Genomic DNA, 24,237 nt, shown 5'->3' with positions numbered 1-24,237 from the left:
CCAGCAACATGCCGGCATCGGCCGCGTTGCCATGCGCCAGCAGAGATCGAGCCGTGACGGTCGCGAAATCCCGAGGAGGTGCCGAGAGCCTGTCGCGGGCGAGCTTCACCTATCTGCCGGCGCTCGACGGCATGCGCGCGGTTGCGATCCTCCTGGTCGTGCTGTCGCATTTCGGCCTGAACGTCGTGCTGCCCGGCGGCTTTGGCGTCACGCTGTTCTTCTTCATCAGCGGCTTCCTGATCACCCGTCTGCTGATCGCCGAGGTCAATGGCAATGGTGAGGTGGCGATCGGCGCTTTCTACGTGCGGCGCTTCATCCGTCTCGGTCCGGCGCTGCTGGTCAACATCGGCCTCGTGACGGTGCTCTACCTGCTGCTTGGCGAGCCGACCAGCAAATGGGAAGTGCTGGCCGGCCTGTTCTATGTCATGAACTACTATTACGTGCTCGGCGGCGCGATGCCGCTGCCGCTCGGCACGCTGTGGTCGCTCGCCGTCGAGGAGCACTATTACGCGGTCTATCCCTGGCTGTTCGCCCTCGGCTGGCGTCGGCCACTGCGCTTCCTCGCCGGGCTTGCGATCGCTTCGGTGGTGGTGCTCGGGTTGCGTCTCGTTCTCGCCGCGCTGTGGCCCGACACGATCTGGCAGCACTATTATCGCACCGATACGCGGATCGACTCGATCCTGTACGGCGCGATGTTCGCCTGCCTGCTCGAACTCGTGCGGTTCGATCGCTTCATTCGTGCGATCGGCGGCACCACAGGTTTCGTCGCCGGCATCGTGCTGCTGCTGTTCACCTTCGTCTATCGCGATCCGGTGTTCCGCGAGACCGTGCGCTACTCCGTGCAGGGCGTGGCGCTGATTCCCGTGCTCTACGCCGTGCTGTTCAACCCGCGCTTTGCGCCGTTGCGGCGGCTGCTCGAGCTGCCGCCGATGGTGCTGCTCGGACGACTCAGCTATTCGCTCTATCTGTGGCACGAGGTGGTGCTGTCGGTGATGCCGAAAGTCCTGCCGGATACGCTCTGGAGCCTCTATCTCGTCCAGTTGCCGCTGTGCTTTGTCATCGCCGCTGCGTCATACTATGGCGTCGAGCGTCCCTTCCTGTCGCTGCGCAAGGCGTTTCGCCGTGAACGTCCGGCGCCGCCACCGCAGGCCGTGACCACCGCGGCGTAGTCCGCCGATGCGCCCGTGGCAACATGCCGCGCGCGCTGTGGGCATCGGGGGCTTGCCGGCTTCAGCTCCGTATTGACCGCTATCGTCTCAACCCTTCTCACCATCAGGAAGAGGCGAAACATGGTCGATGTCAGTGCTTCGAGCTGGACGCAGCTCACGACGACAGGCAGCGGCGGCACCGCGGCCCCCCCGCCCACCAGGACACTCAATCTCAATGACAAGCTGGCGCTGGCGGAGCTGAATTTCGGCGACTTCCAGGGCCCGGATTTTCGCGGCGAGTGCAGCGCCATGCTGCAGGCCTTTCTCGACTACGCCGGCAGCTACGCGCTCGCGCTCAAGGAGCGGGGCCTCGACGATCAGAACCCGCGCAGCTACGTCCGCGCCAAGCTTCCACGCAGCTACGCGTCGGTGGCCAACCAGATCGTCGTGCCTGAATGGGTCGATCTCGACATGGAGGGCACGCTCATTCCCGCGCCTGGAGGTTCGCTTGCCGCGAACCCGTTCCTGCCCATGATCGTCTATTCGGCGAACGCCAGTGCAAGCCGCGTTAATCTCTATTGTGTGTTTGACGACGTCGTTCCGCGCACGGGGGCGGGCGTCTGCTTCGGCAAGAGCTGGAGCATCGCCAGTGTCGCGCTGGTGACGGCCGGCAGCGGCTATCAAGTCGGCGACGTCGTCTTTCTGCCGCAGCCTTCTTATGCGCCTTACCAGCCTGCAACCGTCAAGGTGACTGCGGTCAATGCCAGTGGTGCGATCACCGGGTTTGTCTTGACGTCCGGCGGCTACTACAGCTGCAGGCCGCCAACCGGGCCGACTGTGTCGGCCGCAGCGATTGCGAGCGTGGCGCCCAACGTGGTGCCGCTTGTGCAGCCGTCGGTCTTTCCGCAGGACTCGACGTTCCACGCGAACGGCAGTCCCGGGGCGGGCACCGGCGCGAGCTTCTCCCCGACCTGGGGTGCGGACTTTGGTGGATCAGACGCGGATTTTGGCGTCTGGAACTATAATCCCGGCGACAATCTGCTCACTGATATGGTGATCGGGCAGGTGCGGGTGATGGGAGTTGGCACTGAATTCGATCCGGTCTACGGCGGCAAGTTCGGCGTGATGCTGAACACTTTCAATGCGGTTGCGGACAGCCTTGTCGTGGGTGGTGGCTACTACGGCATTCTCTGCCGCGCCGGCGACACGCGCATCAACTCTCTGAACGCCGTCCAATCGATGGTGGGTTTGATGTTCGCGGGCGGCAGTTCTGTCGAGTGTTCCAACGTTGTCATCGACACCAGCTTTGTTGCGGCGATTCAGATCGACACGGGATGCACCGATATCGAATTGCGCGGCATCTGCTTCTTTCCGGAAGGCAACAGCTGGATGAATGGCTCGTTGGGGCCGTCGAACTCCGGGTATGCCATCATCGTCGGACAAAAGGGCGCTGGGGCGATCGCCGATCACATCAATCTCGATCTCACGATCCACAACTGCGGAGCCCAGGCGCAAAACGGTGGCTCTGGTGCGCTGTTTCTCGGCAATGTGAAGAACTCAAGCTTCAATATCCGGACCTCAAATCAGCAAGGCAGCGAGGGTGAGACGCACGTCATTGCTCTGCACACCGCGTACTCCGGTAATGTCGATGCCGCCTCCGTGCTCGTTTCAGGAACGGTGAACGGCATTTCGACTGCACCGGTTACCGCTGGTGCTGGAATCGCGGATGTCACCATTGTGTCGGGTGGCAGTGGTTACACGGTGGGGAGCATCGTTATGGTGAACGTGCCCGGTCGCATTCTCAATGCGTCCCTGCTGGTCACCGGGGTGTCTGGGGGAGCGGTCACCGCCATCAAGGCGCTGGGGCCGGGCCTCTATCCCACAGCGCCATCGACCACGGCCACCTTGTCGACGACCACGACCCATGGCAGTGGCAGCGGCTTAACCGTACGAGCAAAAGATATCCTTCCGGTCGGCTCTGTGGCAGGCGGTCTCTCGCTCCGCGATGGTAGTCTTCCGGGCTGGATACGCGACTATGGCATTTGCGAAGTCTATGGATCGGGAGCGCCGACCGGCGTGACGGGCGCAAACAAGGCCCGTCCGGGCAGTCGGTACACCGATACGAGCTCCGGAAACGTTTACGTCAACAAGGGTACCATGGCGGCGCCATCGTGGCGCGCGATCACCACCAACTGACGGGGCGTCGCAGCGGTCGAGGGAGAGAGCAGGGTGAGTACCGAGACCGGAGTGCTGGACAGGAGCGCGGGCGTGCAGCCCGCGCGAGCGACGTCTGCTCGCGAGATGCGCATCGAGGTCACGTCCGACCTCGATGTCGCGGCCCGGCTTTACCAGGAACTGGAAGCGGGCGGCGTTGTATCTGCATTTCAGACGCGGCTGTGGATCGAATGCTGGGCGGAGCAACTGGCTCGGCCGCGTGGCGCGGAGATGCTGTTCTGTTCCGTGCGCAGTGGTGATGGCCAGCCTGTCATGCTCCTGCCGCTCTGCCGGCGTGTCGATGGACGGCTGCAGGTCATCGAGGGGGCGGATCTCGGCGTCTCCGATTACGTCGCTCCGGTCATGGCGCGAGGTTTCAAACCGACGCCGACGGAATGGGGCGTCCTCTGGCCGCGGATCGTCGCCGCTCTGCCCCCGCATGATCTTCTCCGGTTGACCAAGATTCCGCTCGCGATCGGAGGCGATGCCAACCCGTTGGCGTGGATTCCTGGCTGCCTCACGCTTGAGCTGCAGGCGCACGGCGTCGCCGTCTCGGCGCCATGGGACGCGTGCACCAAACGGATATTCAGCGGCAACCGGCGCGAGAAGCTCAAGAAGGGCTGGCGCGGATTGGCAGGGCTCGGAAGTGTCCGCTTCCGCGTCGTGGAAGAGGCCGCCGAGATGACGGAGCTGTTCGAGCAGCTCGCCGCCCAGCGGCTGCGGCGGTTCGCGGCCCTGCAGCGCAACGATCCGCTGCGCGATCCCGATTTCGCCAACTTCTACCGTGCCGTCATCGCGCGCGGAGCGGCATCGGGCTTTGCGCGCCTGGCGCTGCTCGAGGTCGACGGCCGCCTGGTCGCGATGCTGTTCGGCGTCTGCCATGCCGGCGCTTTCCATCTGCTGATCCCGACCTTCTTCGACGGTCCGTGGGCGCAGCTGGCGCCGGGCATGCTGTTGTCGGCCCGGATGATGCAGTGGGCCGCGGAGAGCGGCCTGACCTACTATGACTTCACGATCGGGAACGAGGACTACAAGGGCCGCCTCGGCGCCACCGCGCACGATCTCGTCGAGGTCGTGTCCGCCGGCTCATGGCGCGGGCTGCCGACGGTGGCCGCGGTCCGTCTCAAGGCCTGGATCAAGCGCCAGCCATGGCTGCTCGCCGCCGTCCGGAAGGCCCGGGGCATCACCGGCAGGTAGGCTCACAAGGCAGGCGCACAGAGCAGCCACGGCCGCCGTCATCGCGCCTCAGGTCCGGTGCGGCAGTGGTCATGGACCATCCGGCGACGGGCGGGTGACGATCCAGATCCCGACATCGTGGGTGATGCCGCCGTCCGTGCTGCTGCTGCCGACCATTCCGATCGCGGCGCCGGTCAGGTCCAGCAGCTTCTGTTTGACCAGGCGGCTGATCTCGGCATTCGGCAGGCGCTTGACGCCGTTCAATTCCATCGCGGTGGTGAAGGCGCGCCGCTGCTGCCGGCTGAGCTGGCCGACCTCCGCGGTGCGCCAGGCGGTACCGGCCTCCTTCAACGCGGTGTTGGTCGCGGCGACCTCCTTGATGGCGCCGCCCGCGCCCACCAGCCCGACCCCGTCGAGGATGTAGATCGCGGTCTTGTACGAGACGCTGGCGTCCAGCGCCTGGTTGATGTCGTCACGGCCGCGCACCACATTGCCGAAGCGGTAGAACGACACCCCGCATTGCGCCGCCGAGGCGGTGGCGCCGCCCCACAGCAGCGCGGCCGCGGGCAGCGACAGCCCACCGGTCTCCGGCGCGGCGCCGACCGCACCGGCGACACCGACGCCGGCCACCACCGCGCCGGTGCAACTGACCCCCATGCCCCACAGCTCGGTCCAGAAATGGCCGTTGGTGTCGGCGAAGGCGCTGGTGGTCGCGGTGGGATTGCGGTGATCCGGAATTTGGAACACGACATCGGCGGTTGCGCCGCGCAGCGGCGCGCGAAGGCGCTGGCCCTGGCCGTCGGCGACCAGGACGACGCCCATGCCTGCCGTCTGCGGCACCGCATCCACGATCCGCAGCAGCCCCGTCGTGTCGTCCATCGTCGCCTCGCTCAGCCTGTTGCGGACAAGGACAAAGATCAGTTGCCGAACACGTTGCCGCTCTGCACCCGGCAGTTCTCGCCGCCGGCCTTGGCCGAATAGATCTCGACCGGCATGCGGGTGATGAGGCTGCGCGCGACCATGCGATCGGCGCCCGGGGTCTTGCCGACAATGACGCGGGCCGTGCAGCTCTGGAAACCACTGTCGAAATTGACCACGACCTGGGTGGCGCCGCCTTGTCCGCGCGGCATGCCGACGTTGAGCGTGGTGCCGCTGAAATTGAAGTGCCGGGCCTTGTTCTCGCCGGACACCTGATCCCTGCTACCGGACTTGAGCCGGCCGCGCGCATTGGGCACGGTGAAGCGCATGCGGCTGAAGTTGCGGCCCTGCTCGCTGACATAGAGATCGAGCTCGCCGGCCGCACCCACCGCCCGGATTTCGCTTTCGCCGAGCGGCTTCTGCTGCCGCTCCTCCGTCCAGGTGATGATCACGGACTTGCCATAGAGCTGCTGCGGCGCCGCATGTACGGTACCGGACAGACACAGTGTGAAGGCTGAAAAGGTCAGGGAAATCGAAAGCTTGGCGCGGTCCCTCATGAGGATACGACTCCGCCTTGAAAAAGAAGGATGAAAATTGAAATGGCATCGACAATGCCGCGATGATGGCACGAACGGTGCGCGCGATCCAGCGACCGCCGTATGACAGCGCGTCGCTGCAGACCGGCCGTGGCGGCCCGCGGCGGAGCAAATGCCGTTTGCGAGCGGACGGACGCGACGTTATGGTTCGCGACACGGATCGGCGTCGCGTGGCGATCGATCGCTGTCAGGCTTGCAGATACTGGTTTGCAGATACTGACTTTTAGATACTGACTTGCAGATTTTCAGTTTTCGGGTTTCGGATTTTCAGTAGGTGATGTCGGCCCGGAATTTGTTCCGGCAGGCTCGATCGTCGCAGGGTGGTCCGTCAGGGAATTGTCGCCGGACCGTCGTATTGTTTGCAGCGCGCCATATCGCAGCCTGAGTCTGCTTGTGAGGGGCGGGGATGTCCGGACGCTGGTTCTGGAACGTGGGCCTTGCGCTTGTGCTGTGGCTGGCGATGGCGGCGGCCGCGCAGGCCGACAAGCGCGTCGCGCTGGTGATCGGCATGTCGAAGTACAGCCATGTCGAGCAGCTCGCCAATCCCGAGAACGATGCCAATGCGGTCGCCGGCCTGTTGCGCAAGGCGGGCTTCGACACGGTCGACGCACGGCGCGACCTCACCATCGCCGAGATGCGCCGCGCCGTGCGCGAGTTCGCCGAGACGGCGCGCGATGCCGACATCGCCGTGATCTATTATGCCGGACACGGCATCGAGGTCGACGGCGCCAACTATCTCATTCCCATCGACGCCAGGCTGGTCAGTGATTTCGACGTCGAGGACGAGACAGTGTCGCTCGACCGCCTTCTGAAGGCGCTCGAGCCGGCGCGCCGCCTGCGGCTCGTGATCCTCGATGCCTGCCGCGTCAATCCGTTCGCCAGCACCATGCGGCGCAAGGCCGGCGCCACCCGCGCGATCGGCCGCGGCCTTGCGCGGGTCGAGCCCACCACCTCCGACACGCTGGTGGCGTTCGCCGCCAAGGCCGGCGCGATCACCAGCGACGGTGCCGGCGGCACCGCCACCAACAGCCCGTTCACCACGGCGCTGGTGAAATATCTCGCCGCGCCGGGGCTCGACCTGCGTCTCGCCTTCGGCCGCGTGCGCGACGAGGTGCTCAAGGTCACCGGCAACCAGCAGGAGCCTTTCGTCTATGGCTCGCTCGGCGGCGAGACCGTGGCGCTGGTGCCCGCGCCGGTCGATCCCAACGCCGGGGCGCGCCGGGACTATGAGCTGGCGGCGCAGATCGGCACGCGCGAGGCGTGGGCGACCTTCCTCGCCAGGTATCCCGACGGCTTCTATGCCGGGCTCGCCCGCGCCCAGGACGGCAAGCTGGCGGCCGCCGAGCAGGCGAGGGCCAGTGCCGACGAGGCGCGGCGCAAGGCCGAGGATCAGGCGCGGCAGAAGGCCGACGACTTCCGGCGCCAGCTCGAGGAGCAGAGCGCGCGGCAGACCGAGGATGCGCGCAAGAAGATGTCGGAGCAGGCCAAGCGCGATCTCGAGGCCGCGCGGCAGCAGGCGGCCGAGCAGGCGCTGCGCGAGCGCGACAGCGCGCTGCAGCAGCTCGATGAGGCCAAACGCCAGGCCGATGCGGCTCGCCGCCAGGTCGAGCAGGCCAGGCAGCAGGCCGTCGCGGACGCGCAGCGCGAGGTCGAGCGAGCGCGCGCCGAGGCCGCGCGCGCCAATGCCGGCCTCGAGAAGAGCCGCATGGCGATGGCCCCGGCCAACGACACCCCGACACCCGCGCCGCCGCCCGCGGGGCCGACGATGGATCCGGCGGACATCGCGCGGCTGCTGCAGGCCCATCTCAAGCGCGTCGGCTGCGATCCCGGCGCGCTCGACGGCAGCTGGAACGACGGCTCGATCAAGGCGCTGGAGCGCTTCAACAAGCGCGCCGGCACCAGCTTCAACTTCAAGGTGGCGAGCCTGGAGACGCTGGATGCGGTGCGGGCGAAGAGCGAACGGGTCTGTCCGCTCGAATGCGCACGGGGCCAGCGGGCGGAGGGCGACCGCTGTGTCGTGATCGGCTGCGACAGCGGCTTCGTGCTCGGCGCCGACGGCACCTGCAAGCGGCGTCCGGAGCCGCCGCCGCGCAAGCAGGTCGTCCGGCATGAGCCCCGGCACATCGCGCCGTCGGCGCCCGCGGGCGGCGGCGGCGGTGGTGGCGCCAAGTGCTTCTCGTTCAACGGCAAGCGCTATTGCGAGTGAAGGAGGCGCTTGCTGAACGTGCGTGACGCTACTGCGCGCTGCAGCGCGTGCTCAGGATGCGCGGCTTGGAGCAGAAGTAGAACTGGCCGCCGTCGAACAGGGTGTACTGCCGGCTGCCGCGGTTGAGGGCGGTGTCGATGCGGATTGCGCAGGAGCTGCCCTGTGCGGTCAGGTCGACATTGAAGCTGTTGTTCGGCAGTTGCCAGATCGCACGCAGGCGGCTCGCGCTGATGACGCGCAATTGCATCGTCCCGCCTGGCGCCGTGGTGGGGGCGCCGCCGAGATTGGTATCGAAGTGCAGGCGGTTGGTCGACGTCGCGCGGATGCTCATGTCCAGCGACGTGCGGCGGTTCTGCTGCAGTGACGCAGTGCCTTCGCCATGGATGGGGAAGTCCCGCACATGTCGCGGCTGATCGCAGTCGACGCGGCCCTCGAAGGCGAAGCGGACCGACAACGTGCCCGCCGGCTGCGCCTGCGCTGTGCTGGCGATAACGGCAAGGCTGCAGACGACAAGGCTAAAGACGTCAAGGTGGTGCAGGCTGGTCTTGAGGCGGTGCAAGCGCCGCGGTCGCGGGACACTGTTGATCACGAAACACCTGTATTTCTCGGGAAACACTTGTCGTTCGAAAATGATCTTGAAAAAAGAACGATGCTGCGCCGCAATGGCGATCGGCGCGCCTGCCATCATATCAGCGCTCGCTGCGATGTTCCATCACGTTGCCCGCGACGGAATGATCCTGAAGCGCCTCAGGCGACGGCAGCTTCCCGCGCGCCGTCGCTGGACGCGATGCCGCGGTTGGCGGCGAGCAGGGCGCGGATTTCGCTGGAGGGGCGCGCGGCGCTGAACAGGAAGCCCTGCATCTCGGTGCAGCCGAGGGTGCGCAAGAGCTCGCGCTGGCGTTCGGTCTCGACGCCCTCGGCGACGGTGGTCATGTTGCGGGCCGCGGCGATGTCGACCACCGCGCGCACGATCGAGGACGAGGAGTCGACGTCCGTCATCTCGCGCACGAAGGCGCGGTCGATCTTGATCTTGTCGAACGGGAAGCGCTGCAGGTAGCTCAGCGACGAGTAGCCGGTGCCGAAATCGTCAAGCGCGATGCGCACGCCGATGGCGCGCAGATGATGCAGGATCGACAGCGCGACGTCGTCGTCGCGGATCAGCACGGCTTCGGTGATCTCGAGCTCGAGCCGGCTCGCCGACAGCCCGGAGGTGGCGAGCGCGGTCGCGACATTGAGCGCCAGCGTGTGGCTGCGGAATTGAATGGGCGAGACGTTGACGGCGAGGCGGATGCCGGCGGGCCAGTGCGCCGCCTCGCGGCAGGCGGTCGCCAGCACCCATTCGCCGAGCGCGACGATCAGGCCGGTTTCTTCCGCCACCGGGATGAACTCGGCTGGCGAGATCGGGCCGCGCTGCGGATGGTTCCAGCGCAGCAGCGCCTCGCAGCCGGTCACGGTGTCGCTGCGCAGGTCAAGCAGCGGCTGATAATGGATTTCGAAGCCGCCTTCGGCGAAGGCGCGGGCGCCGACGATCTGGCGCAGGTCCTGCTCCATGAACAGTCGCGCCTTGGCGCGGTCGTCCATCTTCGGCTCGAAGAAGCGCCAGGTGCGGCGGCCGTCGGCCTTGGCGGCGTACATCGCCAGATCAGCGTGCTTGAGCAACTGGTCGAGATCGCTGCCGTCCTGCGGCGCGAGCGCGATGCCGATCGAGGCGTCGGTGTCGACGCGATGGCCGTGGCAGTCGCAGGGATGGCGGATGGCGTCCTGGATGCGCATGGCGAGCTCGATGGCGTCGCGCTGGGTGCGCACCGCGCTCTGCACCACCGCGAACTCGTCGCCGCCGAGGCGGGCGATGAAGTCACGTTCGCCGATGCAGCCGCGCAGCCGCGTCGCGATCTCCTTGAGCAGCTCGTCGCCGACCGGATGGCCCAGCGAGTCGTTGATGCTCTTGAACTCGTCGATGTCGAGATAGAACACCGCGAACTGGTGGCCGTCGGCGGTGCGCGCCAGCTCCTGCTCCAGCCGCTCGCGGAACAGGACGCGGTTCGGCAGGTCGGTCAGCGCGTCGTAGTGGGCGAGGTGGGCGATCTTCTGCTCGGCGCAGCGGCGCTCGGTGATGTCTTCCATGGTGGCGACCCAGCCGCCTTCCACCAGCGGCTGGAACTGGAACAGGATGACGCGGCCGTCCTCGGTGTCGAGCTGCGACTGCACCATGCTGCCATGGGAAATCGACTCGAGGAATTCGCGGCAATAACTGTCGACCTCGCCGGTGAACGATCCCAGGTCTTTGCGGTGCGTGATCAGCTCATGCAGGGTGCAGCCGGGCTTCACGACGTCGCGCGACAGCCCGAACATGTCGATATAGCGCTGGTTGCAGACGATCAGCCGCTGGCTGCGGTCGAACAGCACGAGGCCGTGCTGCATGTTGTTGACGGCGGTGTCGAGCCGGCGCTTCTGCAGCGTCAGGCGGCGCTGCACCGCCTGATGCTGCCTGTGCATCTGGCGCACGATCATGGTCACCATGACGGCGATGATCAGGGCGGCGAGCCCGGCGGCGATGATCAGGAAGCGGGTCTGCTCGCGCCAGTCGGCGAGCGCGACGTCGACCGTGGTGGTGGCGATCACCACCAGCGGCACGTTGCTCAGCGTGCGCACCGCGCCGATCCGCTCCTGGTGATCGACCGGGCTTTCGAACCGCAGCGTGCCGGAGCCGCCATTGCGCTCGGCGAGCGTCAGCAGCGGGCCGCCCTTGAAGTTCTGGCCGATGATCGATTCCATGTGCGGATAGCGCGCCATCAGGGCGCCGTCGCGGTGGAACAGCGAGATCGCGGATTTTTCGGCGAGCGACACCGAGCTGAAGAACTGCTCAATGGTCGCGGGCGCGAGGCCGCGCGACAGCATGCCGAGGAATTCGCCGTTCGGGCCTTCCACCCGGCGCGCCAGCACGATCGCCCAGCTGCCCGACAGGCGGCTCTGGACCAGGCCGATCAGGGTCGGGCTGGTGGCGGCGCCGCTCTTGAAGGCCTGGAAGTAGTGGCGGTCGACGATGTTGACTGGACGCACCGGCCACACCACCGAGGAGTTGATCAGCGTGCCGTCGGCGTCGAACAGGTTGATCCCCGCGACATCGAGATTGCCGCTGACCTTGGCCCTGAGCATGTCATGCATCGCGGCGCCGGACATCACGGTGCGGAAGGCGTCGGGGGACATCAGCGCGGCGGGCGGCACATGCGCCACCACGTCGGCCTGCACGTTCTGCATGTCCTCGAATTGCTGGTCGAAATGCCGCGCCAGCAGCAGGATGGTGTTGTCGAGCTCGCGGGCGCTGTTGACGAGGGCGCGGTCACGGAAGTGGCCGACCACCATGGTGGTGCCGATGGCGATGCCCGCGATCAGCAGGATGCCGCAGCCGACCAGCCAGTGGATCGGGCTGCGCCAGGCGGCGACAGGTGCGTCCGCCGCCTCGCCAGCACTGGCGGCGTTCTGCCTGCGTCCGATGTTCTCCTTGCCGCGTCCTGCGCGCCGTTCCCACATAGCCCCACCTTCTTGGTACGTAGATACGCGGCAGGAATGGAGGTCCCGTTAGCAAGGTGGGTTACTCAAAGGTTTAGGCAGCCGCGCGAACTGGTTCAAAATGCGACAGCGGGCCGCGCGGTCTCCGTGAATTCCGTAAAGCGAAAAAATGCCGCGGCTGGCCGTCAGTCGGCGGCCTTGAGGTGGTCGATCAGCGCGCGCAGGCCCGCCGGCATGTGCCGCCGGCTGGGATAGTACAGGTAGAGGCTGTCGTCCGCGGGACACCAGTCATCGAGGCAGCGTACCAGGCGGCCGGCGGCGAGGGCGGCCGCGGCCTGATGCTCGGCGACCATGGCAAGGCCGCAGCCGTCGAGCGCGGCCTCGACCATCAGCGGCTGGTCGTCGAGGGTCAGCGGGCCGTCGACCTCGACCTGCAGCGTCTCGTCGCCGCGCGCGAATTCCCAGCTGAAGATCGCGCCGCTCGGGAAGCGATAGCGGATGCACGCATGGTGGCGCAGGTCGGCGGGCGTCGTCGGCGGCGTGTGCGTGCTGAAATAGGCCGGCGAGCCGACGATCGCAAAGCGCACCCGCGCCTTGAGGCGCACCGCGACCATGCCCTCGCTGAGCCGTTCGCCGAAGCGGATGCCGGCATCGAAGCCGTCCTCGACGATGTCGAGCAGGCGGTCGGTGGCGACGATGTCGAGACGCAGCCCCGGATTCTGCCGCAGCAGCGGCCCCATGACGTCGCGCATCACCACGGCGGCGAGCGAGCGCGGCAGCGTCAGGCGCACCGTGCCGAAGGGCGTGTCGCGGAAGGCGTTGAGGTCCTCCATCGCCTGGCCGATCTGGCCGAACGCCGGGGTGAGGCCGGCGAGCAGGCGCTCGCCCGCCTCGGTCAGCGATACGCTGCGGGTGGTGCGGTGGAGCAGTCGCACGCCGACGCGCGTCTCCAGGCTGCGGATGGCGTGGCTGATCGCCGACGGCGCGACGTTGCGGTCGATCGCCGCCTTGCGGAAGCTGCGGTGACGCGCCACGGCGAGGAAGGTGGCGAGTTCGGCGAGCTCGGTTCCCTGCATGCAGGCGTCCATGATTGGTATTTTATATTCACTACTATTGTCAGAATTGATTGTCTAATCTTATCTATCTCCCGCCCCACATGCCGTTTGCGGGCCTGCGCGCCGCAGGCGCGGTCCGCGCCGGCGTCACGGCCCTGACGGCAATGGGAGAACCGATGATGACGGCAACACAGGTAAGGCATCTTGGGCGCGGCGGGCTTGCGGTCTCGGCGCTCGGGCTCGGCTGCATGGGCATGAGCTGGGCCTATGGCCCGGCCGGCGACCGCAGCGAGATGATCGCGCTGATCCGCGAGGCGGTGGCGCGCGGCGTCACCCTGTTCGACACCGCCGAGGTCTATGGCCCGAAGATCAACGAGGAACTGGTGGGCGAGGCGCTGGCGCCGCTGCGCGACGAGGTGGTGATCGCCACCAAGTTCGGATTCAAGCTCGATCCCGCCGGCGGTCCGTGGCCGATCGGCATCGACAGCCGTCCCGCGCACATCAAGGAGGTCGCGGACGCGTCGCTGAAGCGGCTGCGCACCGATCGCATCGACCTGTTCTACCAGCACCGTGTCGATCCGGCGGTGCCGATCGAGGATGTCGCCGGCGCGGTGGCCGATCTCGTCCAGGCCGGCAAGGTCAAGCATTTCGGCCTGTCGGAGGCGAGCGCGGCGACCATCCGGCGTGCCCATGCGGTGCTGCCGGTGGCGGCGCTGCAGAGCGAGTATTCGCTGTGGTCGCGCGAGCCCGAGCAAGAGGTGCTGCCGCTGCTGGAAGAGCTCGGCATCGGCTTCGTGGCATATAGTCCGCTTGGCCGCGGCTTCCTCGCCGGTACATTCGATGGCGGCGCAGCGTTCGCGGCCGACGACTTTCGCGGCTCGCTGCCGCGCTTCCAGGCGCAGGCGCTGCAGACCAATCAGAGCGCGCTCGACCAGCTCAAGGCGATCGCCGTCGAGCACGATGCGACGCCGGCCCAGCTCGCGCTGGCGTGGCTGCTGGCGAAAAAGCCGTGGATCGTGCCGATCCCGGGCACGCGCCGCCGCACGCGCCTGATCGAGAACCTCGGCACGCTGGCGCTCGCGCTGACGCCGCAGACGCTGGCGGCGATCGAGGCGGCGGTGACGCCGGAGGGCATCGAAGGCCAGCGCTATGGCGAGCGCGAGCTCAGCCTGGTCAATCTCTGACAGGCCGGCGACTGCACGCGAGGCATGAGCGGTGACACGGTGCGGCGGCGCAGGGCCTGCGCCGCCGCGTCCCGTCAGGCGCCGGCCGTCTGCGGCACGGTCATCACCTCGATCTTGTTGCCGTCGAGGTCGCGGATGAAGGCGGCGTAGTAGGTCACCATGGCGGCCTCGCGCGGCCCGGGCGCGCCGTCGTCGCGTCCGCCCTGGGCGAGGGCGCGGGCATGGAATTCGTCCACCGCCTCGGGACTGCGGGCGCGCAGGCAGATGTGCACGCCGGTGTCGTCGGCGATCGGGGACATCGCCGGGCGGGCGTTGAGCCAGAACTCCGGATACTTGATGCCGAAGCCGACCGTGGTCGGCCGCGCGATGAGGCGCGTGAAGCCGAGCGGCTCCAGCACTGCCTGGTAGAACCGAGCGCTCGCGACAAGGTCGCGCACCGCGATCGAGATATGGTCGATCATGACACCCCCGGGGACTGCATGCCGCGGCATGGCCCATCCGGCCGGGATGGACGGGGCATGATAACGTCGCGCCGACGCGCCGTCAGCCGGGCATGACCTTCAACGCCGTTTTGCGCCGCCGGACGATCCCGATCGGGACGATCTGTCATCCGCACGCGGCTTGCGCCACAATCGTCGCGATCGGCTGTCGTCTAGCGCCCGCTGCCGGCCTCGGCCTCTGCTGCCTCCTTCAATTTCTGCTTGGCTTCGGCCGCCGCCTTGGTCCATTCCGCGGTGAGGAAGTCGATGAACTTCTCCCAGGCGTCCCAGCCGATCACGGTGCCGAAGGCGAGCTTGACGAAGTCCTGCAGCAGTTCCTGCGCGTCGGGCCGCGTCGCCTCCTTCAGCAGCTTCTGGGCATGGTGGATGCGCACCGTGTCCTCGTCCTTGATCGCGACCATCAGGCGGTGCAGTGATTCCGAGGTGTAGAGCTTGAACTCGATATCGGTCAGCTCCTTGCCCTTCCAGGCGATGCCTGCCAGCGAGGCGCTGGTCTTGGCCGCGCTGAGCAGGCCCTTGGCGAGCGGCGCGAACACCTCCTTGGCCTCGTTCTGCGCCACCTTCAGCGCATCGGCCTCGAGCTGCTCGCTGACGCCGGCGATCTGCTTTTCCAGCGTCTTGAGCTTGGCCGCATTGCCGTTGACCAGGGACAGTTCGCCCTCCAGCTTCTTGAGCTCGCGCAGCTTGTCGCGCCAGAAGAAGGAGTCGTTCTTGTCGAAGCGGACATTGATGCGGGCGTCCGGATACTTGTCCTGGAACTTGATCTCCCAGGCCTTCATGACCTGCTCCTTGCGGTCGAAATGCTTGGTGCCGCCGGTGTCCGGGCTGGTCGAATAGTTGTCCATGCCGGTCAATTCGATCGCGGTGATCTTCCTGCCCGTCTTGGTGTAGCGCACGAACATCAGATCGACATTGCGCTGGGCGTTGACGCTTTCGCTGCCGACGATGATGGGATCGCCGGCGGCGCTGGTGCCGATCGGCTGCGCGATCCAGATCTCGGTGCCCTTGCTGGTCTTGAAGCCGTGCTGGGCGATCTCCTCGCCGAGCCCGGTGGTCTGCATCTCCTTGGCGGCGCCGAGCGCGCTCAGCTTCTGCCACATCTCGACCTGGAACTGGTCGACGGTGACGCCGGCCTTGGTCGCCAGGTGCTTCTGCGCCAGCGCATCCACTTCCATCATGGTCTCGAAGGCTTTCTCGGTGGCATTATCGCCCATGGCCAGCTCCTGTCGGGATCGGCTTGATTGCCTGCAGCGGGTGATGGATCGCGATCCAGTTTTCCCTGACGACGTGTCCGGCCGCGTCGAGGGTGGTTTCCACCATCCAGACGGCGCGGTCGGGGGGCGCAAAATTCTGCTGCGCGTCGAGATAGACAGTCTGTGTGGTCTCGCGTGGCATGACCGGCCTCACAACAGTTTCATGATCTCCTCGAGCTTCTTCTTCACCGCGTCGTCGAGCGGCTCCTTGTCGTAGTAGAGCTCGAAGCACACGGCGAAACCCTCGCCGGCGGTGTGGCCGGCATAGTCGTTCGGCATCTTGCCGCCCTTGGCCGTCGGGGTGCTGTTCGGCTTGTCGCCGGTGCTGCCGTTCCAGAACTCGTCCCACAGCTCCTTGCCGGTCTTGTGGTCGTCGTTCTTCCTGGCCGGGTCGTCGAGCAGCCGCCGCACGCGGTGACCCATCTCGTGCTTGAGCAGCAGCTTGAGCTGCGGCATCGCGAACAGGTCACCCTTGTGGTTCCAGTCATAGATGGTGATGATGTCGCGCTTGTCGCCGCCGTCATCTTCATAGACGTAGGTGCCGCCGAGCTTCTTGTTCGGCTCAAAGGCCGGCGGTCGCGGGGCTTCCTTGGGGTCGAGAATGATCAGGGTGCCTTCGGTCGCCGTCTTGCCGAGACCGATCAGGATCATCAGCGCGCGATACTGGTTGATGGTGAGGTCGTCGTCGGGATCGACCTGCACCTCGATGCCGTTGCCGAGCGGCCAGCGATGGGTGCGCGGGCCGTCGCAGTGCTTCTTCACCGCCTCGCGTGCCTTGTTGAAGGCGTCGTGCTTTTCCCGGGCGTCAGCGCTGGCGGTCTCGATGCTGTCCGGATCATGCGACGCTTCGGCGTCGGCGAGGGCCTTGTAGGCTTTCTTCAGCGCCATGAGGCCGTTGATCCAGGCGAGGCCCGCCTCCTCGCAGGGGTCTTTCGCGTTGTCGCCGCCCATCGCAGTCCTCGCAACTTGCTGGCGTTGCCAAATGTCCTGTTTGGCTCATGTCTTTTCTTTGGCCCATGTCTTTGGCTCATGTCCGGCGCTGCTGGCGATAAGCAGGCGGGCGCGGCCCGCGACGCGCCGGCCACGCGCGTCACCGCGCCGTCTCGAAATGCCTTTCGATCGTGAGCAGGGAGGCGATCCGCCTCCGGCAATCCATTCCGACTGAAACCACAGATTTGAAATCAGGAAGCCTTGAAATCAGGAAGTCTTGAAATCAGGAAGAGCTTGAAATCTGGAACGCTTGAAATCTGGAAACGTGCCGACAAAAAATCCGGTCCACGGGCCGACATCATCGCACGCGCGCATCCTACCACATTCCGCTCACAGCTGCATGAGTTCTTTGCACGCGACGCTGCGAAATCGCGGCGCGTGGATGTGTCATGTGTTTCACGGCGTTTTCGCGAGGCCCTTCAAGGCCTGCAGTGTTTCACGCAGGCCGCGATGCAGCGGCCGGTCGCGGCGCACGACGACGGCGAGCGTGCGCTGCAGGCGCGGCGACAGCGGCCGGATCACCAGCGATCGCGTCGCGGCGCTGCGCGCACCGCCGTCGCGGCGCAGCGCCATGCCGGGCAGCACCGCGCAGCCGAGGCCGGCGGCGACCAGTTCCTTGATCGCCTCGACGCTCGCGAGCTGCATCACCGGGCGCAGGCTGACGCCGCTCGCCGCGAACCAGCCTTCCACCAGCCGCCGCGTGTTGCCGCCGGGCAGCAGCACCGGCAGCGCGGCGAGCATCGCCGGCGTCACGCGGGCGGGGAGCTGCGTCTTCGGCGGAGCGATCACCAGGAACGGATCGTCGAGCACCGGCGTCACTTCGAGCGCGCGGCCGGAGGCGGGCAGGGTGACGAGGCCGATGTCGATGCTGCTGTCCTCGACCGCCTTGGTGACGTCGAGCGCGTCGCCGGTGGTCACGGAGATGTCGAGGCCGGGCAGGCGGCGGCGCAGCTCGCGCAGCAGCGGCGGCAGCACGAAGATGCAGGCGGTGGCGCCGGTGCCGAGCCGCACTCGCCCGAGCGTGCCGGTGGCGTGGCGCGCCATCGCCGCGCAGGCGGCCTCGACCTCGGCCTCGATCCGCGCCGCATGGGTCAGCAGCTCGGCGCCCGCCGCGGTCGGCATCGCGCGCCGGCCGACACGCTCGATCAGTGTGACGCCGAGGTGGCGCTCCAGCGCCCGCACCTTGAGGCTGATCGCCGGCTGCGACAGCTCGGCGCGCTCGGCGGCGGCGGAGAAGCTGCCGAGCGCGATGACGTCGCGGAAGCTGCGCAGCTGGTCGAGGTTGAGGTCGGTGGGCGGGGCCGGCGAGCGGCGAAGCGTGCTCATGGATAAGAATTTCTCATGCAACGTATAATCTGGCAAAGCTTCTTTTATGGCCGCCACCGGGCCAGACTGCGGCCATGACTTCAGATCGATCCCCGCTCTCCACCGACGTCTCCCCTGCCGCGCCCGCGCCGTTGCGCATCCGCGACGCCACGGCCGCCGACATCGCGGCGATCGCCGGGATCTACGCGTTTCACGTGAGACACAGCCTGTCGACCTTCGAGGAGGTGCCGCCGGTCCCTGAGGAGATGGCGGCACGGTTCGCCGCCGTGCGGGCGCTCGCGCTGCCCTATCTTGTCGCCGAGCGCGCGGGCCGCGTGCTCGGCTACGCCTATGCCTCGGCCTACCGGCCGCGCCCCGCCTACCGCTTCACGGTCGAGAACTCGGTCTATCTCGCAGACGGGCTCGGCGGGCAGGGCATCGGCTCGGCGCTGCTCGCGGCGCTGATCGCGCGCTGCGAGCAGGGGCCGTGGCGGCAGATGATCGCGGTCATCGGCAACAGCGGCAACGCCGCCTCGCTGGCGCTGCACCGCCGGCACGGCTTTCGCCCGGTGGGAACGTTGACCTCGGTGGGCTTCAAGCTCGGCCGCTGGGTCGACACGGTGCTGATGGCGCGCCCGCTCGGGGCGGGCGACGGCACGCTGCCGCAGGGCGCGGCGGGAGACGCGCTCCGGTGATCCCGCGTTCGACCGTCGTCTGCCTCGGCCTTGCGCAGCTGATCTCCTGGGGCACGTCCTATTACCTGATCGGCGGCTTCGGCGAGGCGATCGCAGCCGATCTCGGGCTGTCGCGCGGCCTCGCCTATGGTGGCTTCTCGCTGGCGCTGCTGGTGATGGGCCTGAGTTCGCCGCTGATCGGCGGCCTGATCGACCGTCACGGCGGCCGGATGGTGATGAACGCCGGCGCGCTGCTGAGCGCCACAGGTTGCGTGCTGCTGGCGCTGAGCCACGGCGTGGTGCTGTATTTCACTGCCTGGATCTGTCTCGGCCTCGCCATGCGGCTGACGCTCTATGATGCGGCGTTCGCGGCGCTGGCGCGGCTCGGCGGCATCGCGGCGCGGCGGGCGATGTCGCAGATCACGCTGCCCGGCGGGCTCGCCTCCACGGTGTTCTGGCCGCTCGGCCATGTCATCGCCGAGCATGCCGGTTGGCGCGGCGCGGTGCTGGCCTATGCCGGCTTTGCGCTGCTCACGATTCCGCTGCATCTGTCGCTGCCGTCCGGCCGTCATGAGGCGCAGGCGACGTCGGCCGCGCCGCCGCCGCGGCCGCTGGCGCGGACCGGGCGCCAGCGCGCGCTGGCCGGCGCGCTCTATGCGGCGATCGTGATGGGCACCAACGTCCTCAACGCGGCGATGTCGGCGCACATGATCGCGATCCTCGCCGGCCTTGGCGTTGCCGCGGCGACCGCGGTGTGGGTGGCGACGCTGCGCGGCATCGGCCAGTCGTCGGCGCGGCTGCTCGAGGTGCTGTTCGGCGGCAGGCTGCATCCGCTCGCGCTCAATCTTCTCGCCTGTGCGACGCTGCCGTTCGCCTTCGTCGCCGGGCTGTTCAGCGGCGAGGCCGGCGCAGCGGCGCTGGCGTTCGCCTTCGTCTATGGCGCAGCCAACGGCATCGTCACCATCACCCGCGGCACGCTGCCCCTGATGCTGTTCGACCCGCGCAGCTACGGCGCGCTGGTCGGGCGGCTATTGGTGCCGGGCTTCATTGTGTCGGCCGCGGCGCCGCTCGCCTACGCCGCGGTGATCGGCCGCTTCGGCGAAGCCGGCGCGCTCGTGCTGTCGTTCATCACCGCCGCGCTGGTCGCCGTCGCCGCGGCTTGGCTCGCCGTGGCATTTCGGCCGCAGCGCGCGGACCGTGACCGCTGAAGGCCCTCGCCGGGCTGGAGAGGACTCAACTTTTGCGCTAGCTTGCCGGCTGTCACAATTGGAGCCGGGGTGGACATGTCCGTCGCGAAGCTGACCAGGGCGGGCGGCTTGCCGGCCAACCAATGGCTGTGGGCCGCGTGCGGCGGCCTGGCGCTGCTGGTGATGCTGCCGGGCATCGCATGGCCGCCGGCGGCCCGTGCGGCCGACATGGGCGACTGCCAGCAGCTCCTGACCGACAGGACCGAGGCGGCCTGCAGCGCGATCATCGACGATGCGACGCGGCCGGCGAGCGATCGCGCCCAGGCCTTCGTCACGCGCTCACGCGTCAAGGGCCAGCGCCGGAACTACGATGCGGCGATGGCCGACGCCGACGCGGCGATGCAGATCGACGACAAGTCGGTGTCGGTGCTGTTGAACCACAGCTTCGTCAATCTGCTCAAGGGCAACCTCGATCCGGCGCTCGCCGACATCGAGCGCGCGTTCGCGATCGATCCGCAATCGCCGGCGGCGTACATGGCGCGCGGCGACGTGCGGCTGGCGCAGAAGGACGTGGCGAAGGCGCTGGCCGACTTCGACCAGGGCGTGGCGCTGCGTCCCGACTTCGCCGACCTGCGGGTGCAGCGCAGCCGCGCCTATCTCGTCCTGGGGCAATTCGACAAGGCCATGGCCGATGTCGAGGCCGCCATCGCGATCGCGCCGAACACACAGGGCGCGTACTTCATGCGCGGCGATATCTATCGCCACAAGGGCGACATCGACCATGCGATGGAAGACTTCAGCCGCGCCATCGTGCTGAGCCGGCAGACGAACGTCGGCGCGTACTTCAACCGCGGCAACCTCTATCTCAGCCGCGGCGACTACGCGCGCGCGATTGCCGATTTCGACGCCGCGCTGAAGGTGCAGCCGGGCGGCCGGCAGATCCAGGACGCGCGCCAGCAGGCGGTGGCGATGCAGGCCGAGCTGTCGCGGGCGACCGCGCCGGCCGCGCCCCCCGCGGCGACGCGGTCGGCGACTGCCGCGCCGCCGCCCGTGGTGCTCCCCGCTTTGCCGCCCGGCCCGGCCGCGGGCACGGCGCAGACGCTGACACGGGAGGCCAAGTCGCTGATCCAGCTGCGCCGCGCCCAGGAGGCGCTGCCGCTGCTCGACCGCGCGCTGAGCCTCGATCCGAATTATGCCGAGGCGCGGCTGCTGCGCGTCACCGCCTACCTGTCGCTGGCGCGTGCGGCGCAGGCGCTCACCGATCTCGACGAGCTGCTGCGCCAGCGTCCCAACGACGTGCCGCTCTTGGTGCTGCACGCCAACGTGCTCCGCGAGATGCGCCAGACCGACCGCGCCGTGAGCGAGCTGACACGGGCGCTGGCGATCGATCCCAGGAGCGCGGTTGCCCATGACGGCCTGGGCTACACGTACCTGAGCATTGGCAAGCTTGCCCACGCACTCACGAGCTTCGACCGCGCGGTCGAGTTCAACCCGAAGGACGGCAGCGCGTTCGCCGGCCGCGGCGAGACTTACGTGTTCCTTGGCAACGTGCCCAAGGCGCTGGTCGATCTCGACCAGGCGTTGGTGCTGACGCCGCTCAACGACGAGGCGCGTGCTGCGCGCGCCCTCGCATTGCTGATGAAGGGCAATTCTGCGGAAGCCGTTCCCGAGATCGACCGCGTGCTGGAGCGCAATCCGCGCCACGCATTGGCGCTGCTGGCGCGTGGCGTCGCGATGCTGGGGTCGTCGCAATACGACCGGGCCATCGTCGTGCTCGATCCGCTGGTCGGCAATTCACGCTACGACCTCTACGCCCGCGTGCTGCGTGGCCGCGCCTATCTCGGTCGCGGCGAACCGGCAAAGGCGCTCGATGATGTCAACGGCGTCATCCTGCTGCGCCCCAATGCGCTCGATGCTTTCCTGGTGCGCGGCATGGCGCGCTCGGCGTTGAAGGACTACGACGCCGCGCTCGGCGACCTCGACACGGTGCTCAAGGATCAGGAGACCATCGAGGCCTACTGGGCGCGGGCGCGTGTCTATGAGGCGACCAACCGTCCCGATCGTGCGTCTGCCGATCTGCGCCGCGCTACCGAGCTCGCCCCGCGCAGCCCGTTCGACACCGTGGCGCAGCTGGCCGCGAAAATGAAGATCGAGAAGCTGTCCAAGCAGACGCCCTGTCCAAGCGGCGGCTCATCCGGCGACGGTTCCTGCCTCTGAAAACCTCATCTGTTCGCCGCCGCGGTCGCTCAGCGCAGGCTGGCGGTGAAAAAGTCGAGCGCCAGCTGGATCGTCTCGGTGTGAACGGCATTGCGGTCGATGCCGTCTGGATCGCGGCACACCGTGCGGAGGGCCATGCGCCCGACCGCGGTGCAGGTCCCGAAAAAGACGAAGTGGCCGGCATCCGCAAACCGCTTCAGCGTGGCCTGCGGGATGACCTTGCCGAGCGCCTCGGCGCCCGAGGCGGGCGGCGCGACCGCGTCGGCGCTGCCCGTCGCGAGCGCGACCGGGATCGCGATCCGGCCGAGGCTCTCCGGCGTGAAGATCGGCCCCGGTCCCGGTGCCAGGGCAAACACGGCGCGAATGCGGGCGTCGCGATAGGACGCGGCGGCCCGGCCATAGCGCTGCCGGAAATCGGCATCGGATGCGAGGCGCGCCATGCTCTGCTGGCGCAGGGCTGAAACATCCGGCGCCGGGGCGCACAATGCATCCGCGTCCGGCGAACGGCAGAAGGCCCGAAGCCGCTCCGGATCGGTGATGCCGCCGGCGAGCGCGATGACGGTGTAGCCGCCGAACGAATGGCCGGCGGCGCCGATGCGCGCCGGATCGATCCTGCGACCGAAGGTGTTGTCGTCGCGCAGGGCGTCGATGACCGTGCTGAGATCGACGGCGCGCAGCCACGACAGCGCCGCCCCCTCGACCGTGCTGCCATCATCGCCATTGTTGCCGGGATGATTGATCGCAGCCGCGATGAAGCCGTGCGCGGCGAGCGCCACGCCGAGCCAGGCGAGATCGGACGCCGTGCCGCCGAAACCGTGGGACAGGAGAATGAGCGGATGCCGCCCCGCGGCCGGCTCGGCATCGCGTGCGGCGCGCCCGGCGCTGACGAACGGGATAAGGCGCGGCCCGATCCATTGCGCGTCCTCGCGCGCGCCGGCCGTGGCCGGGTACCAGATCGTCGTGCGCAGCGCATGGGTGCTGGCGCCGCGCCAGTCATAAGGCTCGGCCGGAACGAGGTCGCGCGTGGTGACGCCGACCTTGAAGACGGCGTCGTCGGCGTGCGCGGCGTTGAGCGCCGCAAGGAGGATGAGCCACAGCGCTGGAAACCTCATCCGGATGCCTCGTCACGGCGTGCCGAACACGGAGGGCGGTAACGCCGCCGGTCTCGGCCGTCGTTCATGTCGCCTCAGCGGCGTGGGACGCTAGCATGTGCCGGTGCGAAAGTTTCGACACAATTGTCCGATCTGTTCCGGATCGCCGAACGAAAGGGGCTGCATTGTCGCAGAGGACGTTCTGGGCTTCCTGCAGCCGCCATCCGGCGCTTCCGTGCCGGGGCGCGCTGGCGCTCGACCTCTCCGCAGCGTATAGTTTTTCCGAACACCGGCTGGTTCCGCGGATGCCCACCAGGTAAACATGTCTTCAGCTAAATCAGGCTCTTCGCGCAAATCTCGTCTTGCGATCGTCGTTGCGGCGCTGTGCTCGGGCGCGCCGCTGGCCCATGCCCAGACCGCTCCTGTGCGCTACTGGATTCCGGGTTGGCCGATCGGCTTCGGCAGCAGCCTTGCGCCCGGTGACGGGGCGAAGGCTTATGGCGACTTTCCGAGCTTCGATTTCGGCAGTGCCGGCAGCGGCCTGTCCTACAGCCGCGTGAACTTCCCGACCGGCTTCTTCGCCGCCAGCGAACGCGGCGCGATGGGCTGGACCACCAGCGGCGCCGACCGCGGGCTGCTGCTCGGGCCCTTCACCTCGTTCACCCATGACGCCGCGCTGGTCGGCTACGATTTCCAGGCCGAGCGCGGCTTGCCGCTGCAGATCTATGCCGGCATCAGCACCTCGCGCTTCCAGACCGGCGCGGGCGGCCCGTTCGCGGCGTTCGATCCGCTGTCCGCCACGCTGCCGGTCTACACCGCGCGGGCGGGCGTCGCCTACCAGCCGATGCCGAACCTCAACCTGTCGGTCGAGGTCGGCTACACCCAGCAGGGCCGTGTCGAGAGCGACGGCAGCGCGCTGTCGCTGCTCGGCATGTCGCCGTCGGCTTTCGGACCTCGCCACTGACGGGCCAGGCCCGACCTTGCAGCAATTTGGATGAGCGTTCGACGCTTCC

20 protein-coding genes are annotated in these 24,237 nt (G+C 67.7%); 9 read left to right on the top strand and 11 right to left on the bottom strand.

Translation table 11 applies throughout. From position 1 onward, the window contains the following. Positions 1-53: 53 nt before the first annotated feature. The 3 genes from AB4Z37_RS28315 to AB4Z37_RS28305 all read left to right on the top strand — a co-directional run bounded on the left by AB4Z37_RS28315 (position 54) and on the right by AB4Z37_RS28305 (position 4,559). On the top strand, positions 54-1,169 hold the full coding sequence (locus tag AB4Z37_RS28315; RefSeq protein WP_441520053.1) for an acyltransferase family protein: 1,116 nt from the start codon (positions 54-56) through the stop codon (positions 1,167-1,169). A 120-nt stretch (positions 1,170-1,289) separates the two neighbouring features. Continuing rightward, positions 1,290-3,344, top strand: coding sequence for a hypothetical protein (locus AB4Z37_RS28310; protein ID WP_441520052.1), 2,055 nt, complete (start codon positions 1,290-1,292; stop codon positions 3,342-3,344). A gap of 33 nt (positions 3,345-3,377) precedes the next feature. Continuing rightward, on the top strand, positions 3,378-4,559 hold the full coding sequence (locus AB4Z37_RS28305) for a GNAT family N-acetyltransferase (RefSeq protein WP_441520051.1): 1,182 nt from the start codon (positions 3,378-3,380) through the stop codon (positions 4,557-4,559). Between the two features lie 69 nt (positions 4,560-4,628). Here AB4Z37_RS28305 and AB4Z37_RS28300 read toward each other — a convergent pair whose 3' ends face one another. Further along, positions 4,629-5,417 carry a hypothetical protein gene (locus tag AB4Z37_RS28300; protein ID WP_441520050.1) on the bottom strand — a complete coding sequence of 263 codons (789 nt, stop codon included), beginning with the start codon at positions 5,415-5,417 and terminating at the stop codon, positions 4,629-4,631. Between the two features lie 38 nt (positions 5,418-5,455). Next, entirely contained in the window at positions 5,456-6,013 is a 558-nt protein-coding gene (locus tag AB4Z37_RS28295; RefSeq protein ID WP_441520049.1) for a hypothetical protein, read from the bottom strand. Between the two features lie 445 nt (positions 6,014-6,458). Here AB4Z37_RS28295 and AB4Z37_RS28290 point away from each other — a divergent pair, with 445 nt between their 5' ends. Continuing rightward, positions 6,459-8,258: a caspase family protein gene (locus tag AB4Z37_RS28290; protein ID WP_441520048.1), complete on the top strand. Its 1,800-nt coding sequence runs from the start codon at positions 6,459-6,461 to the stop codon at positions 8,256-8,258. Positions 8,259-8,286: 28 nt separating this feature from the next. Here AB4Z37_RS28290 and AB4Z37_RS28285 read toward each other — a convergent pair whose 3' ends face one another. From AB4Z37_RS28285 to AB4Z37_RS28275, 3 genes are all read right to left on the bottom strand, one after another. Further along, positions 8,287-8,817 (bottom strand): hypothetical protein, encoded by a 531-nt coding sequence (locus AB4Z37_RS28285; RefSeq protein ID WP_441520047.1) that lies wholly within the window; start codon positions 8,815-8,817, stop codon positions 8,287-8,289. A gap of 188 nt (positions 8,818-9,005) precedes the next feature. Next, on the bottom strand, positions 9,006-11,789 hold the full coding sequence (locus AB4Z37_RS28280) for a bifunctional diguanylate cyclase/phosphodiesterase (RefSeq protein ID WP_441520046.1): 2,784 nt from the start codon (positions 11,787-11,789) through the stop codon (positions 9,006-9,008). 164 nt (positions 11,790-11,953) lie between these two features. Continuing rightward, the gene (locus AB4Z37_RS28275; protein ID WP_441520045.1) at positions 11,954-12,844 is read right to left on the bottom strand and encodes a LysR family transcriptional regulator; all 891 of its coding nucleotides are present in this window, start codon (positions 12,842-12,844) and stop codon (positions 11,954-11,956) included. Between the two features lie 155 nt (positions 12,845-12,999). Between AB4Z37_RS28275 and AB4Z37_RS28270 the strand changes: the two genes are divergently transcribed. Further along, a complete protein-coding gene (locus tag AB4Z37_RS28270) occupies positions 13,000-14,007 on the top strand; it encodes an aldo/keto reductase (RefSeq protein ID WP_441520044.1) in 1,008 nt (335 codons plus the stop codon). A gap of 74 nt (positions 14,008-14,081) precedes the next feature. Here AB4Z37_RS28270 and AB4Z37_RS28265 read toward each other — a convergent pair whose 3' ends face one another. The 5 genes from AB4Z37_RS28265 to AB4Z37_RS28245 form a co-directional block, all read right to left on the bottom strand. Beyond that, the gene (locus AB4Z37_RS28265; RefSeq protein WP_441520043.1) at positions 14,082-14,468 is read right to left on the bottom strand and encodes a VOC family protein; all 387 of its coding nucleotides are present in this window, start codon (positions 14,466-14,468) and stop codon (positions 14,082-14,084) included. 191 nt (positions 14,469-14,659) lie between these two features. Then, positions 14,660-15,721, bottom strand: coding sequence for a hypothetical protein (locus AB4Z37_RS28260; RefSeq protein ID WP_441520042.1), 1,062 nt, complete (start codon positions 15,719-15,721; stop codon positions 14,660-14,662). Continuing rightward, complete coding sequence (locus AB4Z37_RS28255; protein WP_441520041.1) at positions 15,711-15,902, bottom strand: hypothetical protein; 192 nt, start codon at positions 15,900-15,902, stop codon at positions 15,711-15,713. The genes AB4Z37_RS28260 and AB4Z37_RS28255 overlap by 11 nt, the downstream gene beginning before the upstream one ends. An 8-nt stretch (positions 15,903-15,910) precedes the next feature. Beyond that, a complete protein-coding gene (locus AB4Z37_RS28250; RefSeq protein ID WP_441520040.1) occupies positions 15,911-16,711 on the bottom strand; it encodes a hypothetical protein in 801 nt (266 codons plus the stop codon). 435 nt (positions 16,712-17,146) lie between these two features. Beyond that, positions 17,147-18,076, bottom strand: coding sequence for a LysR family transcriptional regulator (locus AB4Z37_RS28245; RefSeq protein WP_441520039.1), 930 nt, complete (start codon positions 18,074-18,076; stop codon positions 17,147-17,149). 74 nt (positions 18,077-18,150) lie between these two features. Between AB4Z37_RS28245 and AB4Z37_RS28240 the strand changes: the two genes are divergently transcribed. The 3 genes from AB4Z37_RS28240 (at position 18,151) to AB4Z37_RS28230 (ending at position 22,133) form a co-directional block, all read left to right on the top strand. Then, positions 18,151-18,750, top strand: a complete 600-nt coding sequence (locus AB4Z37_RS28240; RefSeq protein WP_441520038.1) for a GNAT family N-acetyltransferase — start codon at positions 18,151-18,153, stop codon at positions 18,748-18,750. Beyond that, on the top strand, positions 18,747-19,937 hold the full coding sequence (locus AB4Z37_RS28235; RefSeq protein WP_441520037.1) for an MFS transporter: 1,191 nt from the start codon (positions 18,747-18,749) through the stop codon (positions 19,935-19,937). Before AB4Z37_RS28240 ends, AB4Z37_RS28235 begins: the two co-directional genes overlap by 4 nt. 75 nt (positions 19,938-20,012) lie before the next feature. Then, positions 20,013-22,133, top strand: a complete 2,121-nt coding sequence (locus AB4Z37_RS28230) for a tetratricopeptide repeat protein (protein WP_441520036.1) — start codon at positions 20,013-20,015, stop codon at positions 22,131-22,133. Between the two features lie 29 nt (positions 22,134-22,162). Here AB4Z37_RS28230 and AB4Z37_RS28225 read toward each other — a convergent pair whose 3' ends face one another. Next, positions 22,163-23,245, bottom strand: a complete 1,083-nt coding sequence (locus tag AB4Z37_RS28225; RefSeq protein WP_441520035.1) for an alpha/beta hydrolase family protein — start codon at positions 23,243-23,245, stop codon at positions 22,163-22,165. A gap of 301 nt (positions 23,246-23,546) precedes the next feature. On the opposite strand from AB4Z37_RS28225, the gene AB4Z37_RS28220 reads away from it, so the two are divergent. Continuing rightward, positions 23,547-24,188 carry a hypothetical protein gene (locus tag AB4Z37_RS28220; RefSeq protein ID WP_441520034.1) on the top strand — a complete coding sequence of 214 codons (642 nt, stop codon included), beginning with the start codon at positions 23,547-23,549 and terminating at the stop codon, positions 24,186-24,188. Positions 24,189-24,237: the final 49 nt, after the last annotated feature.

The sequence above is a fragment of the Bradyrhizobium sp. 2TAF24 genome (genome assembly GCF_052115025.1).
Classification (GTDB): Bacteria; Pseudomonadota; Alphaproteobacteria; order Rhizobiales; family Xanthobacteraceae; genus Bradyrhizobium_A.
The sequence above is the reverse complement of the archived record's forward strand: the minus strand, read 5'-3'. Positions and strand labels throughout refer to the sequence as shown.

What these genes read in the sequence shown, in the direction of transcription:
- AB4Z37_RS28310 (WP_441520052.1), top strand. Translation starts at nt 1,290, where the DNA reads ATGGTCGATGTCAGTGCTTCGAGCTGGACGCAGCTCACGACGACAGGC.
- AB4Z37_RS28300 (WP_441520050.1), bottom strand. Translation starts at nt 5,417, where the DNA reads ATGGACGACACGACGGGGCTGCTGCGGATCGTGGATGCGGTGCCGCAG.
- AB4Z37_RS28295 (WP_441520049.1), bottom strand. Translation starts at nt 6,013, where the DNA reads ATGAGGGACCGCGCCAAGCTTTCGATTTCCCTGACCTTTTCAGCCTTC.
- AB4Z37_RS28290 (WP_441520048.1), top strand. Translation starts at nt 6,459, where the DNA reads ATGTCCGGACGCTGGTTCTGGAACGTGGGCCTTGCGCTTGTGCTGTGG.
- AB4Z37_RS28280 (WP_441520046.1), bottom strand. Translation starts at nt 11,789, where the DNA reads ATGTGGGAACGGCGCGCAGGACGCGGCAAGGAGAACATCGGACGCAGG.
- AB4Z37_RS28275 (WP_441520045.1), bottom strand. Translation starts at nt 12,844, where the DNA reads ATGCAGGGAACCGAGCTCGCCGAACTCGCCACCTTCCTCGCCGTGGCG.
- AB4Z37_RS28270 (WP_441520044.1), top strand. Translation starts at nt 13,000, where the DNA reads ATGATGACGGCAACACAGGTAAGGCATCTTGGGCGCGGCGGGCTTGCG.
- AB4Z37_RS28265 (WP_441520043.1), bottom strand. Translation starts at nt 14,468, where the DNA reads ATGATCGACCATATCTCGATCGCGGTGCGCGACCTTGTCGCGAGCGCT.
- AB4Z37_RS28260 (WP_441520042.1), bottom strand. Translation starts at nt 15,721, where the DNA reads ATGGGCGATAATGCCACCGAGAAAGCCTTCGAGACCATGATGGAAGTG.
- AB4Z37_RS28255 (WP_441520041.1), bottom strand. Translation starts at nt 15,902, where the DNA reads ATGCCACGCGAGACCACACAGACTGTCTATCTCGACGCGCAGCAGAAT.
- AB4Z37_RS28250 (WP_441520040.1), bottom strand. Translation starts at nt 16,711, where the DNA reads ATGGGCGGCGACAACGCGAAAGACCCCTGCGAGGAGGCGGGCCTCGCC.
- AB4Z37_RS28245 (WP_441520039.1), bottom strand. Translation starts at nt 18,076, where the DNA reads ATGAGCACGCTTCGCCGCTCGCCGGCCCCGCCCACCGACCTCAACCTC.
- AB4Z37_RS28240 (WP_441520038.1), top strand. Translation starts at nt 18,151, where the DNA reads ATGACTTCAGATCGATCCCCGCTCTCCACCGACGTCTCCCCTGCCGCG.
- AB4Z37_RS28230 (WP_441520036.1), top strand. Translation starts at nt 20,013, where the DNA reads ATGTCCGTCGCGAAGCTGACCAGGGCGGGCGGCTTGCCGGCCAACCAA.
- AB4Z37_RS28225 (WP_441520035.1), bottom strand. Translation starts at nt 23,245, where the DNA reads ATGAGGTTTCCAGCGCTGTGGCTCATCCTCCTTGCGGCGCTCAACGCC.
- AB4Z37_RS28220 (WP_441520034.1), top strand. Translation starts at nt 23,547, where the DNA reads ATGTCTTCAGCTAAATCAGGCTCTTCGCGCAAATCTCGTCTTGCGATC.